11 protein-coding genes and 2 tRNA genes are annotated in these 16,491 nt (G+C 34.0%); 10 read left to right on the top strand and 3 right to left on the bottom strand.

All coding sequences use genetic code 11. The features are described from left to right. Nucleotides 1-6 precede the first annotated feature (6 nt). From K1X16_RS15540 to K1X16_RS15520, 5 genes are all read left to right on the top strand, one after another. Nucleotides 7-897, top strand: coding sequence for an energy transducer TonB (locus tag K1X16_RS15540; RefSeq protein ID WP_225037045.1), 891 nt, complete (start codon nt 7-9; stop codon nt 895-897). Between the two features lies 1 nt (nt 898). Then, entirely contained in the window at nt 899-2,116 is a 1,218-nt protein-coding gene (locus K1X16_RS15535) for a bifunctional folylpolyglutamate synthase/dihydrofolate synthase (RefSeq protein WP_225037044.1), read from the top strand. 62 nt (nt 2,117-2,178) lie between these two features. Continuing rightward, nucleotides 2,179-2,253, top strand: a tRNA-Val gene (locus K1X16_RS15530). A 168-nt stretch (nt 2,254-2,421) separates the two neighbouring features. Next, nucleotides 2,422-2,496: transfer RNA gene (locus K1X16_RS15525), tRNA-Val, on the top strand. Between the two features lie 586 nt (nt 2,497-3,082). After that, nucleotides 3,083-3,481 carry a VOC family protein gene (locus K1X16_RS15520; RefSeq protein WP_225037043.1) on the top strand — a complete coding sequence of 133 codons (399 nt, stop codon included), beginning with the start codon at nt 3,083-3,085 and terminating at the stop codon, nt 3,479-3,481. Between the two features lie 123 nt (nt 3,482-3,604). On the opposite strand, the gene K1X16_RS15515 is transcribed toward K1X16_RS15520, so the two are convergent. From K1X16_RS15515 to gldJ, 3 genes are all read right to left on the bottom strand, one after another. Further along, nucleotides 3,605-4,333 carry a phosphatase PAP2 family protein gene (locus tag K1X16_RS15515; protein WP_225037042.1) on the bottom strand — a complete coding sequence of 243 codons (729 nt, stop codon included), beginning with the start codon at nt 4,331-4,333 and terminating at the stop codon, nt 3,605-3,607. Nucleotides 4,334-4,474: 141 nt separating this feature from the next. Then, nucleotides 4,475-5,755 carry a UDP-N-acetylmuramoyl-tripeptide--D-alanyl-D-alanine ligase gene (locus K1X16_RS15510; RefSeq protein ID WP_225037041.1) on the bottom strand — a complete coding sequence of 427 codons (1,281 nt, stop codon included), beginning with the start codon at nt 5,753-5,755 and terminating at the stop codon, nt 4,475-4,477. 156 nt (nt 5,756-5,911) lie between these two features. Further along, nucleotides 5,912-7,591: a gliding motility lipoprotein GldJ gene (gldJ, locus tag K1X16_RS15505; RefSeq protein ID WP_195871576.1), complete on the bottom strand. Its 1,680-nt coding sequence runs from the start codon at nt 7,589-7,591 to the stop codon at nt 5,912-5,914. Between the two features lie 325 nt (nt 7,592-7,916). Between gldJ and porU the strand changes: the two genes are divergently transcribed. The 5 genes from porU to K1X16_RS15480 all read left to right on the top strand — a co-directional run bounded on the left by porU (nt 7,917) and on the right by K1X16_RS15480 (nt 16,408). Continuing rightward, a complete protein-coding gene (gene porU / locus K1X16_RS15500; protein ID WP_225037040.1) occupies nt 7,917-11,780 on the top strand; it encodes a type IX secretion system sortase PorU in 3,864 nt (1,287 codons plus the stop codon). Nucleotides 11,781-11,844: 64 nt separating this feature from the next. Next, on the top strand, nt 11,845-13,098 hold the full coding sequence (gene porV / locus K1X16_RS15495; protein WP_225037039.1) for a type IX secretion system outer membrane channel protein PorV: 1,254 nt from the start codon (nt 11,845-11,847) through the stop codon (nt 13,096-13,098). 81 nt (nt 13,099-13,179) lie between these two features. Continuing rightward, nucleotides 13,180-13,662, top strand: a complete 483-nt coding sequence (locus tag K1X16_RS15490) for a cytidine deaminase (protein WP_195871579.1) — start codon at nt 13,180-13,182, stop codon at nt 13,660-13,662. A gap of 118 nt (nt 13,663-13,780) precedes the next feature. Next, nucleotides 13,781-14,782 carry a pyruvate dehydrogenase (acetyl-transferring) E1 component subunit alpha gene (gene pdhA / locus K1X16_RS15485; protein WP_195871580.1) on the top strand — a complete coding sequence of 334 codons (1,002 nt, stop codon included), beginning with the start codon at nt 13,781-13,783 and terminating at the stop codon, nt 14,780-14,782. Nucleotides 14,783-14,785: 3 nt separating this feature from the next. Further along, a complete protein-coding gene (locus K1X16_RS15480; RefSeq protein WP_225037038.1) occupies nt 14,786-16,408 on the top strand; it encodes a pyruvate dehydrogenase complex dihydrolipoamide acetyltransferase in 1,623 nt (540 codons plus the stop codon). The last annotated feature ends 83 nt before the right edge of the window (nt 16,409-16,491 follow it).

The following is a 16,491-nucleotide window of genomic DNA, read 5'->3' as shown; positions in this document are numbered from 1 at the left end:
AAACAAATGAAATATTTAGAGACCAAACACGAACGTAATTCAGCAAAAATCACAGTACTCATTGCTTTGATACTGCTTTTGCTATTGTTTGTTGTTGGCCCTCAATATATGGATCCACCTGAAGAATATGGTGTTGCTGTCAACTTTGGAACTACAGATTTTGGAAGTGGGAACAAACCATTAAGTGAACCTAAGCAAGCGGTTGAAGATAAAGTTGTAGAAGAAGATGTGGTTGAAGAAGTTCAGCCTGAAGAAGCCCAAGTTGCACCTGCTGCGGAAGCAACAAAGGCAGAAGAGGTAATGACGCAAGATAATGCTGAAGCCATTGCCATTAAAAAACAAAAAGAAGCTGAGGCCAAATTAAAGGCAGCAGAAGCGAAAGCTGAAGCCGAGGCGAAAGCAGCAGCAGAAAAAATTGAACGTGAAAAGCGTGAAGCTGAAGAAAAGAAACGTCAAGAAGAAGAAGCAAAAAAGAAACAAGTCGATAATCTTTTTGGAGGTATAAAGAATGCTGAAGGTGATACTGATGGAGGTGAAGGACCAGATAGTCAAGGTGGAAATAAAGGACATAAAGAAGGTAATATTTATGCTCCTTATGATGGTATTCCAGGTACAGGAAAGGGAGGTGTTGGTTATGGCTTAAATGGTAGAGGTAAACCAACAAATCAAAAAGTTGTTCCTGACTGTCAAGAAACAGGTATTGTTGTCGTAGAGGTAAGGGTTAATCAACGAGGTATAGTTACAAATGCATATCCTGGAAAGAAGGGGACAACTGGAACAAGTTGTTTATTTGAAGCTGCAAAACAAACTGCATTAACGTTTAAATGGCCACCAGACTCTGAAGCTCCTATTGAGCAAATTGGCTTTGTTAGTATCAACTTTACTTTAGGTCAATAGAATGAACTATCAAGATACTGTGAATTGGATGTTTCAACAACTTCCAATGTATCAAAATAAAGGCAACTCAGCTTTTAAAAAGGATTTAACAAACACAATTAAATTAGCGAAGCATTTAAACCATCCTGAAGACGGTTTTAAGTCTATTCATGTTGGTGGTACAAATGGTAAAGGGTCTACAAGTCATATGCTTGCGTCTATTTTACAAGAAGCCGGTTATAAAGTCGGTTTATATACGTCTCCACATTTAAAAGATTTTAGAGAACGCATTCGAATAAACGGTGAGGTCATAAGCGAGCAAACTGTTATTAATTTTATTAAACGAAATAAATCATTTTTAGAGGCCAATAGCTTATCATTCTTTGAAATGACAGTAGGTATGGCTTTCGATTATTTTGCGAAACAGAAGGTTGATATCGCTATTATTGAAGTAGGATTAGGTGGTCGATTAGATTCAACAAATATTATTATACCAGAATTATCTATAATCACTAATATTGGTTTCGATCATACGCAAATGTTAGGTGATACCTTAGAAAAAATAGCCGTAGAGAAAGCCGGAATCATCAAAGAACATATTCCTGTAGTTATTGGTGAAACACAAGCTGAGACTGAAACTGTTTTTAAAACAAAAGCAGAACAAACCCAATCAGAGATCTATTTTGCTGATCAGATTATAGATATAACTCCTGACAGTGATTTAAAAGGAGCGTACCAAATTCATAATAAAAAAACTGTAGTACAGTCGGTACATGTTTTAAGAACATTAGAATTTAAAATTTCTGAAAAGGCTTTAAAAAACGGGCTTTTGCATGTAACTAAAAACACGGGTTTAAAAGGTCGGTGGCAACTATTAGGAACGGCACCAAAAATTGTATGTGATACAGCACATAATAAAGAGGGGTTAACTTATGCTATGAATCAATTAAAACAAGAGTCTTTCAATCAACTTCATATCGTTTTTGGTGTTGTTAATGACAAAGATTTAGACACCATAATTCCCTTACTTCCTATTGATGCCACCTATTATTTTTGCAAACCAAATGTGCAAAGAGGTCTAGATGCAGAAATTTTAAAAAATAAATTCAAAATAAATCAGTTACTCGGGAGTACACATAATAGTGTGGCTGATGCTTTAACTAGCGCAAAATCAAAGGCTAATAAACAAGATTTAATTTATGTTGGTGGTAGTTCTTTTGTGGTCGCAGAAATAATTTAAAATTTTTATAAAAAATGTTTTGAGATATTAAAAACTAGACTATATTTGCAGTCCAAATAATAGGGCGCGTAGCTCAGTTGGTTCAGAGCACTTGGTTTACACCCAAGGGGTCAGGGGTTCGAATCCCTTCGCGCCCACATCAATTTCAATTCCGATTTGATATTTCAAATCGGAATTTTTGTTTTAAAAAATGATATGAAATTAACCTTTAGTCTTTTTTTAAAACAAAAATTCCAAGATGTGCAGTAGCGCATCCCAATATTTATTTAGGCTGAAATAAGCCATAAATTTGATTACAATATAAAGGGTCATTAACTCAGTTGGTTCAGAGTGTCACGTCGACAACGTGGAAGTCACTGGTTCGAATCCAGTATGACCCACATCAAGCAGAAAATCCGTACGTAAGTGCGGATTTTTTACGTATATAAAACGCCCAAATCATAGATTTGAAGGTGTTTTATATACGTAAAAATAGAAATCGCTTTTTTGCGATTTAGGATTTTCTATTTGCAGTAGTGGTTTTTATCTGGAACAACGCAGTTAATCCATTAAAGTACTTACTTGTGAAACACCCAAATCATAGATTTGAAGGTGTTTTATATACGTAAAAAATAGAAATCGCTTTTTTGCGAATTAGGATTTTCTATTTGCAGTAGTGGTTTTTATCTGGAACAACGCAGTTAATCCATTAAAGTACTTACTTGTAAAACACCCAAATCATAGATTTGAAGGTGTTTTATATGCGTAAAACTAGAAATCACTTTTTTGCGATTTAGGATTTTCTATTTACAGGCGTGGGATTAATCAGGAACAACCTAGTTAGTCCATCAAAGTATTAATTTGTAATACCTCTTCATGATGCGGTTTTTCAGTGAATGAGCAATAGAAATTATGAAATCAGCTAATGGTTCATTACGGTTTTAAATATCTTAAGATTCACAATTTGTTTAATTAAAATCTAATATCATGAAAATACAAGCCTATTTATCCTTTAAAGGAAACTGTCAAGAAGCACTAAAGTTTTATGGTGATTTATTTGATGCTAAAATTGTTAATCGTCAGACTTATGAAGATAAGAAAATAGATGTTCCTTCATCGTATGCCAATAAATTACAGCATGCTGAATTGAAAGGAAAAAATATACATTTTATGGCTTATGATGCCTCACCAGATACTCCACTTAATAGCGGAAATCAATGTCACATGAGTATTGAAGCCTCTGATAACAACGAAGGCAAAACCCTTTTTGAATCCTTATCAAAAGGAGGTAAGGTTCATCATAACTATCGCGAAAGAGAATGGGGTTATTTTGGTCGCTGTACAGATAAGTTTGGTATTGACTGGATGGTCAATCACAATCAATAATAAATACGTCCTTAGAACTCAAAAAAACCATTTGAAATATCTTCAAATGGTTTTTTATAATACAGCTATATCTTAAATCTTGTGGTTTAAAGTTAATTAGTTTTTAACCTAAATAAACCTGGGTTAAGGCTTAGACGATTTTTTGTAGATTTCAAAAAGATTAAATATAAGGGCGCATAAAACAACCCAAATTATGCCAGCGATAAAACCTCCAATAATGTCTGAAGGAAAGTGTACACCAAGATAAATTCTACTGATACCTATGCTTGCAATTAAAAACATAAAAATCAAGATGATTGGCAGTTTTAGAATTAAATTCATTTTAAAATGATAAAACAGATAGATTAAAAAACCATAAAACGCCATAGCTGTCATCGCATGACCACTAGGATAACTTAAGGATTCTATTGTGACTAAATGTTCTAGTTCTGGTCTAGATCTGTTTATTATTTTTTTTAGAATAATATTAGAGCTTAATGCTAAAATAATTACGATGATAAGCTGCACTGCATATTGCCATTTCTTTAAAATTAATATAAATGCCAAACTACACAATGTAAACACAAATAGGTAGCCATAAACATCTCCAATATCAGTAATAAATATAAAATAATTGGTGAGTGTCGGATTTCTATGAGTGAGTATATATTCCGTAACAGTTGTATCGAATTGGGCTAAGGTTGTAGACTTTAAGTTTTTTGTTAATTCAACAAAAGAATATATGCCAACAATGACGATCAATATGGCAATGATAGCAATTATAATATAAGGTATTTGGGGATCATGTCTCTTAAATAATTTAGAGACGAGCTGTTTAAGTTTGTTAATGATTATCTTAATTGCATTTTGCATGGTTTCGTAAAATCGTATTTGTATCAGTGGTATGTCTAAAAATCAGACTTTATATTAGGAAATTGGCTATATAATTATTTCATAGTTAATGATATCAATGAATGTTATTTTAATTAAAACATACCAAACGCTATCCGTCTATTAAATGTAATCCAAAATTCGTTCTAAAGCCATGCCACGCGAGCCTTTAATTAAAACAGTCGTGTTGTTAAGCCCTAGTGTTTTTAAATGTGGTTTTAAGTCTTCAAAACTGTTGAATTTATGAGTAGAATCTTTTGTAGTCGTTTTGTAAAAGTGCTTTCCTATAATATAAACGTTCTTGTTAAAATTAGACTCAATAAAATCTACAATGGCCTGATGTTCCGTTTCCGTTTCTGTTCCTAATTCAAACATATCTCCTAGAAATAGGTGTTTATTTTCAGCATTTAACTGTTCTATGTTTTTAAGTGCGGCCAACATGCTTGTCGGATTTGCGTTATAAGCATCGAGGATAATTGTTGTAGATTCCTTTTTAATAATCTCAGACCGGTTATTGTCTGGCTGATAACTTGTAATAGCGCGTTTAATGTTTTCTGTAGTTACATTAAATTGCTGTCCAATCGCTATAGCAACTGCTATATTTCCATAGTTGTAGTCACCAATGAGTTGACTTTCGATATGTGTGTCATTATATGATAAAGTTACATAAGGATTGGCACTCTTAAAAGTTATCGTGCAATCGTTATTTAGATTACTCCCAAAAGTGACCGTCTTACTATATGTGCCAATTTGCTGTACTTGCTTCTCATCATCTGTATTTACAAATGCTGTTTTGTCGTTTTGTGTTATATAATCATATAATTCTGATTTGGCCTTAACAACGCCTTCAACACTGCCAAAACCTTCTAAATGTGCTTTGCCAAAATTAGTAATGAGACCATAGTCTGGTTGTGCAATACCGCATAAAAAATCTATCTCTTTTTGGTGATTAGCTCCCATTTCAACAATTCCAAAGTCTAAGTCATCTGTAAACCTCAATAGGGTTAACGGAACACCAATATGGTTGTTGAGGTTTCCAATTGTTGCTTTTACTTTGTAGGTTGTAGCTAAAACCGCATTAATGAGTTCCTTTGTAGTGGTTTTACCATTACTACCTGTTAGAGATATAATAGGAATCTTAATTACATTTCTATGGTATGTTGCTAGGTTTTGTAAAGTAGCTAATACGTCTTTGACATAGATGCAACTGTTATTTATTACAGCAGCTTTGTTATCTACAACACAAAATTTAGCTCCTGCATCAAAAGCTTTAGATACAAATTTATTACCATCAAAATTATCACCTTTAAGGGCAAAGTACATACAATCTTGTTGTAGTTTCCTGGTGTCTGTTGATATGCTCGAACAGGTTTTAAATTTTTGATATAATTCTTCTGAATTCATGCGTGTTTTTATTGTACGTATTAGCTTTTATATGCTTTTCTTAATGGAATGGTCTTTTAAAGATAATACTTTAAAGATTTGTGTTAAGTAGATCTAAAATAAAAAAAAGTCCTGATAAATATATCAGGACTTTTTAAAATATTATTAAACGATTATTTAGTTACGTCTTTTTCCAGCGTTAGCACTTTTAGAACCTACTCTAGAAACGGCACATCTAAAACCAATATAGTCTGTTGCCATATCTTGTGGGAAGTAGCGACGTTGTGCTGGGTCAATCCAGTACGCTCTATCTCTCCATGATCCACCTTTATAAACTCTTACTTCATCGTTAATCAATGATGTTCTGCTGCTAGATTGGTCATATTCTCTAATCATTGTTCCGTCAGTAGAATCTACTACTACAGAGTGCTTTGGAGAATTGTACATTTTACTAGTAGAACTTTTACCTCCTTCTGTTTCGTCAAAACTTTCTCTGTAATAACGAGAAGAACGTTTGTCACCATCTCTAAAGTTTCTGTTGTCACTTTGACTGAAGTTAGTTCTTAAATATGTTTCTTCTTCATCAATAGGAACTGTTGCAATTTCTCCTGGTAAATCTCTAGCGATAATTCTACCATTAGATAAAGTATCGTAAACAATTTCGTCTATAGTTACAATTTTCACCGTACCATCTTCGTTAATTGCGTTTTTAGAATATACATTACCTCTATAGTAGTTAAAGTCATTAAATTCATCATCTACAATAGGTCTGTAAACATCAGCAACCCATTCGGCAACATTACCAGCCATATCATATAAGCCGTAATCATTAGGTTCGTATGTTCTTACTTCTGCGGTAATATCAGCGCCATCGTCAGACCAACCTGCAATTCCACCATAATCACCTTTACCTTGCTTAAAGTTAGCTAATTGATCTCCTCGGTTTACACGTCTACCAGATCTAGTATATTGACCATCCCAAGGGTATTTTTTACGGCCTCTATAAACATTATATTGGCGTAATTCACTCATACCTAAAGCAGCGTATTCCCACTCAGCTTCGGTTGGTAGTCTGTATTTTACAGGAATTAACCCAGATTCTCTATTTGCATAAACATTAATAGGGTTTCCGTCTGCATCAACTTGTTGTCTACGTTGTCCGCCTTCTAATACCTCTGCGTTTCCACCGTAGGTTTGTGATGGTGCATTAATATAGGTGTCTGTACTAAATGTACTTTCTGCACTAACGTCTGTATATTGTGCATCTCTTTTTATGTATCCAGCTTCTTGTAATGATAATTCTGCAACACGGTCAGTTCTCCAATTAGCGTATTCAACGGCTTGAATCCAACTAACACCAACTACAGGATAATCTGCATAACCAGGATGACGTAAATAGTTTTCTGTCATCATTTCGTTATAACCTAAACGATTTCTCCATACTAATGTATCAGGAAGTGCTCCTTTATATATTAAAGCATAGTTAGGATCGTCTGGTGGGTATACATTTTTTAAATAATCTAAATAAAACAAATAGTTTACATTGGTAACTTCAGTTTCATCCATATAGAAGGACTGTATATGCTGTTGATTTGGAGTATTGTTCCAATCGTGCATTGGGTCATCTTGTACTTTACCCATAGTAAAGGTTCCACCTTCAACGAAAGCCGTTCCTGGAGGAGTTTCCTGCTCTTTAAATTGGGTGTTGTACTGAAAACCACCTTGTCTATCGTTGATTTTCCAGCCTGTGGCACTATCTACGTTGCCAGAATTAGAAGAACGGTTGCAACTTACAATCGAAGCGCAAAGCGTTACTGCTATTAAAAATTTTAGGTTTGAGACATGTTTCATATCCATACGTTTAAGTAAGCTCGTTTAATTTTAGAGTCGCAATATAACAATTAAAGGTAAACTAACAACTTTTTTTTTCAACTAAATATAAAAAATTGTGCATTTCATCCTTTTTTTTATACAGAACATCGGATATTTTTCAATTTATCGATGTATTTTGCCCTTTAATAACGAGCCGAGAAATGATTTATTGTTGTATTTTTGAAATTAAAATTGTGTAGTCATAATAACGTCCTTTAATCATCGTTATTCTATTAGTGAAATATAAGCATATATTATAATAGTCGTATTGCTTGTTATTCTAATTGAGACTAAAATCGAAAAAGAACCAATGAAAAATTGCTATTTAATCTCTTTTCTATTACTTACGATGCTTTCTTTTGGGCAGCAAAAACAATTTAATATTAATTGGGATGGTTATAAAGTTTTAGAAACGGGCTATAGTAAAATTGAAGTTCCAACTTTTGATGAGAACCATTTTAACTATGATCCAAGTAACGGATTAAGCTTTTTTGCACAATGGGATAGTAATGGAGGTCAAATTGACGAAAGCTCTGTTGCAGTTTCAAATATTTCTTACGAGACCATTTCTTCCAATGACTTAAAGGGTTTAAACCCAGAACTTATCCCGAATGCACCTAAGTATAAGTTGTTTAACACGAACGCGAGAGGAAAATATAGCCATTATTTTGAAATAAGTCCTATTATAAAGGATAGAGGTGTTTATAAGAAGATAAAAACATTTACTGTTAACTATAGTGTATTATCTAGTCGAACATATAGTACAATGGGTGTAACTGAAATTACAAATTCCGTTTTAAGCAGTGGACAATGGTTTCGGTTTTATATAGAAGACTCAGGTGTCTTTAAACTATCTAAAAGTTTTATAAATAACTTAGGAGTTAATACCAACTCTATTGATCCTAGAACCATTAAAATTTATGGTAATGGTGGACGTATGTTACCATTGGAAAATTCTGAGAATTATCCTTTTGATGTGGTAGAAAATGCCATAAAATTCGTCGGTGAAGAAGATGGAAGCTTTGATAATTCAGATTATATCCTTTTTTATGGTGAAGGTCCTAAAACGTATAGTGAAGAAAGTAACACCAATTTAAACTTATATACAGATAAAACCTATTACTACTTAAATATTAGCTCAGGAAATGGGAAGCGTATCCAAAATATGCCAACTATTAATGCTGCGGCTGATATTGAAATTGATACGTTTCAGGATTATCAGTTTTATGAAGTAGATGAGTATAACCTTGCCAAATTAGGGCGTCGTTGGTTTGGTGATGATTTTGATATTGAAAATCAACGGTCTTATGAGTTTGAATTCCCTAACTTAGTTACTACTGTGCCTGTAGATTTTAACATAGCTGTAGGTTCTGTTTCAGAAGTGCCAACAAATATGAATATTACAATTAATGGTAATCAGGTTACAAATATGGGATTAGGTGCTATTAATCCAGGTTCGGTTTTAGCAACTGCCTCAACATATAACCAACAACAGAATATTACTTCAGATTTAATTACAGTAGAATTCGATTATAACAATAGCGGAAATCCATCGGCAAATGCCTTTTTAGATTATATTAATATTGAAGCTACTCGAAATTTAAGATATGAAGGGGAACAGTTAGTTTTTAAAAATAAAGAGGTTATTACCACGCCAGGAATCGCACAGTACAATGTTGATAATACCACAAACGTTAAAGAAATTTGGGATATAACTGATCGCTTTAATGTGAGTACTATAGTAAATTCAGGTAATGAAAGCACTTTGTCTTTTAAGGCGCAATCTGGAGAGGAACGAATGTATTTAGCATTTTCTAACGCTAACGTATTTGTGCCTAAAACAGATTCTAGGACTACAGTGGCGAATCAAAATTTGAAAGGCACAATTTTTACCAATGCACAAGGTCAGTTTGAAGATATTGATTATATCATTTTGTCACCTTCTCAATTTTTAACACAAGCAGAACGACTAGCGCAAATTAATAGAGATCAATATAACCTCAAAGTGAAGGTCGTAGATCTACAAACGATTTACAATGAATTTAGTACAGGTAGCCAAGATATTGCTGCACTGCGTAATTTTGTGAAGTACGTTTACGACAACGCGAGTTCGCCAAGTAATCGGTTAAAGTACCTTTGTTTATTTGGAGATGGTTCTTATGATTATAAAAATAGAATCAGAAACAACACTAATTTAGTGCCTTCATGGTACACTAATAATAGTTTTAGTCTAACAAGCTCTTTTGTTTCAGACGATTTCTATGCCATGTTAGATGATAATGAAGGCGGTATGGCTGGTTCAGATCGAATGGATATTGCTGTTGGTAGAATTTTAGCAGACGATTTGCAGCGCGCTAAAGAATTGGTGGATAAAGTGAATACCTATTACCAACCCGAATCTTATGGTAGTTGGAGAAATAATATATTACTGATTTCTGATGATGTTGATGAAGCTTGGGAGAATAGACTACAAGTAACTACAGATAATTTAGGAACAACTTTAAACGAAGAAAAATCATTTTTAAATGTTGTAAAGATTCATTCAGATGCATTTGAGCAAGAATCCTCAGCAGCAGGAAATAGATACCCAAAAGTTAATGATGCTATAAAGGATGCCATCGAGGTAGGAGCTTTGGTGGTTAATTATTTTGGTCATGGAGGTGAAGATGGAATTGCGAAAGAACGAATTTTCGATAAAATAGATTCTCAGGATATTAATAATATTTGCAAGTATAATTTGTTTATCACAGTAACTTGTGAATACACCAAATTCGATGACCCTAATCGAAAAACTGCAGGTGAATATACGTTTTGGAACACCAATGGTGGTGCAATTGCGCTGGTAACAACAACACGTCAAATAATTGTGTCTGTTGGAGAGTCTCTTAATAAAGTATTGGATGACTATTTATTTGCATTCGAAGGTTACGAAAACGTATCTGTGGCAGAAGCTTTACGATTAACAAAATCAGATAATAGTATAGCGGGCTCAAGTCAAAAACGATTAGTGTTTTATATTGGTGATCCTGCAATGAAATTAACTTTTGCCGAACCAGATATTAGGTTAACTAAAATAAATGATGTAGAAGTTGCACAATCCACGGATGTTCTAGAAGCTTTAAGTTATACAAAATTAGCAGGCGAAGTTATTGATGCAAATGGTAATTTAATGTCTAATTATAATGGTACGCTAACTGCAACAGTTTTCGATAAAGATATTGCACGCCAAACATTAGCTAATGATGGAGTTACAGATGCTAGTGGAGAACTTATTGTTATGGACTTTTCAACTTTAGGCGAGGTTATATTTAAAGGACAGGCTAGTGTAGTGAATGGACTCTTTGAATTCGATTTTATAGTGCCAAAAGATATTGGTATTCCTGTTGGCAATGGTAAGGTGAGTTTTTATGCGCAAACAGAAAACCCGCTTTCAAATCAAGCAGGTGCAAATTTCGATATTAAAATTGGTGGTATTAATGAGGATGCACCAGAAGATAATATAGGGCCAGTCATTAATTTATATATGAATGACGAAAACTTTGTTTCAGGAGGTATAACAAATGAATCTCCTATTTTATTAGCAAAGCTTCAAGATGATAACGGCATAAATACAGCAAGTGGAATTGGTCATGATATTACTGCTATTATTGATGGAGATGAAACCAACCCAATAGTTTTAAATAACTATTATCAAGCTGATGTAGATGACTATACTAATGGTACAGTGTCTTATCCATTTAGAGATTTAGAACCTGGAATGCATACTTTAACTTTAAAGACTTGGGATGTTTATAATAATTCGTCGACAGCAGAAATTCAGTTTGTTGTTTTTGATAAAGATGAAGAGTTAGTCGTAAACAATGTCTTAAACTACCCAAATCCTTTTGTGAATTATACAGAGTTCTGGTTTAATCACAATAGTTCAGAACCTTTAGATATTTCAGTACAGATATTTACTGTTTCAGGAAAATTGGTAAGAACTTTAAATGGAACAACAAGTGCAGATGAGTGTTGTAACAAAGGTTCTACCTCATTATCTAGAAGTGTTGTTTGGGATGGAAGAGACGATTTTGGTGATAAAATTGGAAAAGGAGTCTATGTCTATAAACTAAAAGTGAAATCTAATCGTTTAAATAAACAAGTTGAAAAAATTCAAAAACTTGTCATACTATAATAATAATTTATATTTGCTAACTAATTAATACTATTAAAGAGGTATTAGTTTTCAAAAATTGAACATGAAAAAACATATTTTAACCCTTATCGCACTTGTGACAATAGGATCTACTTATGGTCAGACAACAGTAGTTTTACCAAATGACTTTGATAGCAGAGTTATAACAACAGGCTTACCTTTTATGCTTATTGCACCAGATGCGAGATCTGCTTCTTTAGGAGATATGGGAGTCGCAACATCAGTAGATGGCTTTTCGCAACAATATAATCCAGCGAAATATGTGTTTTCTGAAACGAAGCAAGGAGTCAGTTTAAGTTATACACCGTATTTAACACGATTGGTAAATGACATTTCCTTAAGTTATGTTACCTATTTTAATAGAATAAATGATGTTAGCGCATTCTCTCTTGGGCTTAAATACTTTTCATTAGGTGAAATTGTACTAACGCAAGATGCAAGTGATCCAGGTACTGCTGTGAAACCAAATGAATATGCTATTGATGGTGCTTACACCTTACGATTAGGTAATCAGTTCTCTATGGCTGTTGCTATGCGTTACATGAGATCTGCTTTAAGAATAGGACAGGTAGATTCTAATGCACAAGCAGGTAGCACATTTGGTGCGGATATTACAGGGTATTATCAAAGTGAAGAAGAAGCGTATAATGATTTTAATGGCCGTTGGAGAGCAGGTTTTGCAATTCAGAATTTAGGTCCAAAATTTAAGTACGATGATGCTGGTAACGATGTGTTTCAACCAACAAATTTAAGATTAGGTGCAGGTTTCGATTTTATCTTCGATCAATACAGTACGTTAGCTGTTACAGCTGAAGTTTCTAAGTATTTAGTGCCAACACCTCCTATTTATGGTAATGAATATGAATTTACAGACAATAATGGAAACGGAACATATGAAGAGAGCGAAGATGATTTAGTCGGTTTTCCAGGCAATCCAATTAATAGAGATATAATTTTAGAAGGTCAAGATCCTGATGTTAGTTTTCTTAATGGAGTATTTCAGTCGTTTGGTGATGCACCAGGTGGTTTTAGTGAAGAGTTAAGAGAGTTTACTTGGGCATTAAGTGCAGAATACACTTATCAAGAAAATTTTTCTTTCAGAACAGGATATTTTAATGAAGCAGATGATAAAGGGGCACGTAAGTTTTTTGCACTTGGAGCAGGATTTAAGTACACCACTATAAATGTAGATTTATCATATTTGTTTTCAGCGTCTAAAATTCAAAGTCCATTAGAAAACACCTTACGTTTTTCACTAACCTTTAATTTTGGAGATGGTGAATACAATGAATATTAAAATGTATTATTATATTTAAATATCAAAAAAACTATTGTTTATTAAAGCAATAGTTTTTTTGTCTAAAATAAACAGTAAACTATGAAGGAAGTCAAGATTGAAACTACATTACAGGTCTATGATGATATGAACGAGCTTCCTAAGGCTATTCAAAATTTAATGAATACGGCTATAGAAGCTAGAGAAAATGCGTACGCACCTTACTCAAAATTTAAAGTAGGAGCTGCTATTTTACTCGATAATAGTATTGAGGTTATTGGAAGTAATCAAGAAAACGCTTGTTTTCCTTCAGGCTTATGTGCAGAACGTACAGCTATTTATTATGCAGGCTCAAAATATCCCAAAGCCAAAATTCTAAAAATGGCAATAACCGCTTCCTCACAACATCAAGTAACAGATAAACCTATTCCTCCATGTGGAGCATGTAGACAATCTATAGCGGAATACGAAATAAAACAAGATCAACCTATAGAAATTTACTTCATGGGAGCCCAAGGTAAGGTGGTAAAATCTAACTCACTTGCCAATTTATTGCCTCTTCTTTTTGAAAGCTCAGTATTATAAGGTTTTTGTTGCAATAAAATCAGTAATCGTTTATTTTTTTTATCAGATACTGTTTCTTCTTTATTGACTAATGTGTTATTTTTGTTATTCTATATTATTATAAAGAACTCATCAAGAAATGCAAAAAATAACCAAAGAAGTTTACCTAAAGTGGTATGAGGATATGATGTTCTGGCGAAAGTTTGAAGACAAGCTTGCCGCTGTTTACATCCAACAAAAAGTTCGAGGATTCCTTCACTTGTACAATGGCCAAGAAGCTGTATTAGCAGGTGCTTTACATGCCATGGATTTAACAAAGGACAAAATGATAACGGCATACCGTAATCACGTTCAGCCTATTGGAATGGGAGTAGATCCTAAACGCGTTATGGCAGAATTATACGGAAAGGCAACGGGAACCTCACAAGGTTTAGGAGGATCGATGCACATTTTTTCAAAAGAATTCCGTTTTTATGGAGGTCATGGTATTGTTGGAGGTCAGATTCCTTTAGGTGCAGGTATTGCATTTGGTGATAAATACCACGATAAAGATGCTGTTACTATTTGTTGTTTTGGAGATGGTGCGGCAAGACAAGGGTCGTTACACGAAACCTTTAACTTAGCAATGCTTTGGAATTTACCTGTAGTATTTGTTTGTGAAAACAACGGTTATGCCATGGGAACTTCAGTAGCGCGTACAGCAAATCATACTGAAATATGGAAACTTGGTTTGGGTTACGATATGCCTTCAGGACCAGTAGATGGTATGAACCCTATCAAAGTAGCAGAAGCGTTTGATGAAGCTATTCAACGAGCAAGAAAAGGCGGAGGACCTTCATTTTTAGAAGTAAAAACCTACCGTTATAGAGGGCATTCAATGTCTGATGCACAGCACTACAGAACAAAAGATGAGGTTGCTGAGTACAAGAAAATTGACCCAATAACACAAGTAAAAGATATTATTCTTGAAAAAGAATATGCAACTGAAGCAGATTTAAAAGCGATTGACAAAGATGTTAAGAAACGCGTTTCAGAATGTGAGAAATTCGCAGACGAATCTCCTTACCCTGATAAGAATGTGATGTACGATGTTGTATATGAACAAGAAGATTACCCATTTATAGACCACAAAATAAAGTAAACTATGGCAGAAGTAATAAATATGCCGCGTTTGAGCGACACCATGGAAGAAGGAACAGTTGCCTCTTGGTTAAAAAAAGTTGGTGACAAAGTTGAAGAAGGTGATATTTTAGCTGAAATAGAAACCGATAAGGCAACCATGGAGTTCGAGTCTTTTAACGAAGGAACGCTATTACATATTGGTATTCAAGAAGGAGAAACTGCAAAAGTAGACACGCTTTTAGCTATTATTGGAGACGAAGGAGAAGATATTTCTAGTTATTTAAACGGAAGTTCTGAAGTTGAAAAATCTGATGAAGCTCCAGAAAGTAAAGATGAATCAAAAGATATTTCAGATGTCGATTCTGAGTCAACTAGTGACGTAGAATTACCAGAAGGTGTTACTGTTGTGACCATGCCTCGCCTAAGTGATACCATGGAAGAAGGTACTGTAGCAACTTGGTTAAAGAAAGTAGGTGATGAGGTTGAAGAAGGAGATATCCTTGCTGAGATTGAAACAGATAAGGCCACTATGGAATTTGAATCATTCCAATCTGGTAACTTATTACATATTGGTTTAAATGAAGGGGAATCTGCAAAAGTAGATTCTTTATTGGCTATTATTGGTCCAAAAGGTACAGATGTTTCAGACATAGCAAAAAACTTTAAGGCAGATAATGGTGACGCTAAAAAAGAAGAAAAATCAGCTCCTAAAAAGGAGGCACCAAAGGCTGAGCCTAAAAAAGTAGAAGAAAAGAAGGAAGCTCCAAAAGCTTCAACTTCTAGCTCAAATTCTTCAAGAATTTTTGCTTCTCCATTAGCTAAAAAAATGGCTGACGAGAAAGGTGTTAATTTAAATCAAGTTAAAGGTACTGGTGAAAACGGAAGAATCGTAAAGAAAGATATCGAAAACTTTACACCTGCTGCTCAAGGAGCATCAGTTGGTAAATTTGTGCCAACTGGTCAGGAAGATTTTGATGAAGTACCAAATTCAAACATGCGTAAAGCGATTGCTAAGAACTTAGCAAAATCTAAATTTACTGCACCACATTATTATTTAAATGTGGAGTTTGATATGGAAAATGCAATAGCATTTAGAACACAATATAACTCAATTCCAGACACTAAAATTTCATATAACGATATCATTGTAAAGGCATGTGCTTTAGCTTTAAAGCAGCATCCTCAAGTAAATTCGCAATGGTTCGATGATAGAATGCAGTTAAATAACCATGTTCATATTGGTGTGGCAGTTGCAGTACCAGATGGTTTATTAGTGCCTGTGGTTAAATTTGCAAACGAGCAAAGTTTACCACAAATTGGTGCAGCTGTTAGAGAATTTGCTGGTAAAGCAAGAAACAAGAAATTGGCTTTAGATGAAATGGAAGGTAGTACGTTTACAGTTTCTAATTTAGGGATGTTTGGTATTGATAGTTTTACATCAATTATTAATCAACCTAACTCAGCTATTTTATCTGTTGGAAATATTGTTGAAAAGCCAGTGGTTAAAAACGGACAGATTGTAGTTGGTAATACTATGCAACTATGTTTGGCTTGCGATCACAGAACTGTAGATGGAGCAACGGGAGCACAATTCCTTCAAACCTTAAAAGGTTATATTGAAAACCCTGTGACAATGTTGGTTTAAAAAATGTCATTCTGAGCGTAGCGAAGAATCTAAATCATATAATCCTGATTTGTCCCGATATCTATCGGGTTTCGAATCAGGAT

The sequence above is a fragment of the Winogradskyella sp. SM1960 genome (assembly GCF_020179375.1).
Classification (GTDB): Bacteria; Bacteroidota; Bacteroidia; order Flavobacteriales; family Flavobacteriaceae; genus Winogradskyella; species Winogradskyella marina.
The sequence above is the reverse complement of the archived record's forward strand: the minus strand, read 5'-3'. Positions and strand labels throughout refer to the sequence as shown.

Bases quoted from the DNA above. Each gene is read 5' to 3' on its own strand.
- K1X16_RS15540 (WP_225037045.1), top strand. From the start codon at position 7: ATGAAATATTTAGAGACCAAACACGAACGTAATTCAGCAAAAATCACA.
- K1X16_RS15535 (WP_225037044.1), top strand. From the start codon at position 899: ATGAACTATCAAGATACTGTGAATTGGATGTTTCAACAACTTCCAATG.
- K1X16_RS15520 (WP_225037043.1), top strand. From the start codon at position 3,083: ATGAAAATACAAGCCTATTTATCCTTTAAAGGAAACTGTCAAGAAGCA.
- K1X16_RS15515 (WP_225037042.1), bottom strand. From the start codon at position 4,333: ATGCAAAATGCAATTAAGATAATCATTAACAAACTTAAACAGCTCGTC.
- K1X16_RS15510 (WP_225037041.1), bottom strand. From the start codon at position 5,755: ATGAATTCAGAAGAATTATATCAAAAATTTAAAACCTGTTCGAGCATA.
- gldJ (WP_195871576.1), bottom strand. From the start codon at position 7,591: ATGGATATGAAACATGTCTCAAACCTAAAATTTTTAATAGCAGTAACG.
- porU (WP_225037040.1), top strand. From the start codon at position 7,917: ATGAAAAATTGCTATTTAATCTCTTTTCTATTACTTACGATGCTTTCT.
- porV (WP_225037039.1), top strand. From the start codon at position 11,845: ATGAAAAAACATATTTTAACCCTTATCGCACTTGTGACAATAGGATCT.
- K1X16_RS15490 (WP_195871579.1), top strand. From the start codon at position 13,180: ATGAAGGAAGTCAAGATTGAAACTACATTACAGGTCTATGATGATATG.
- pdhA (WP_195871580.1), top strand. From the start codon at position 13,781: ATGCAAAAAATAACCAAAGAAGTTTACCTAAAGTGGTATGAGGATATG.
- K1X16_RS15480 (WP_225037038.1), top strand. From the start codon at position 14,786: ATGGCAGAAGTAATAAATATGCCGCGTTTGAGCGACACCATGGAAGAA.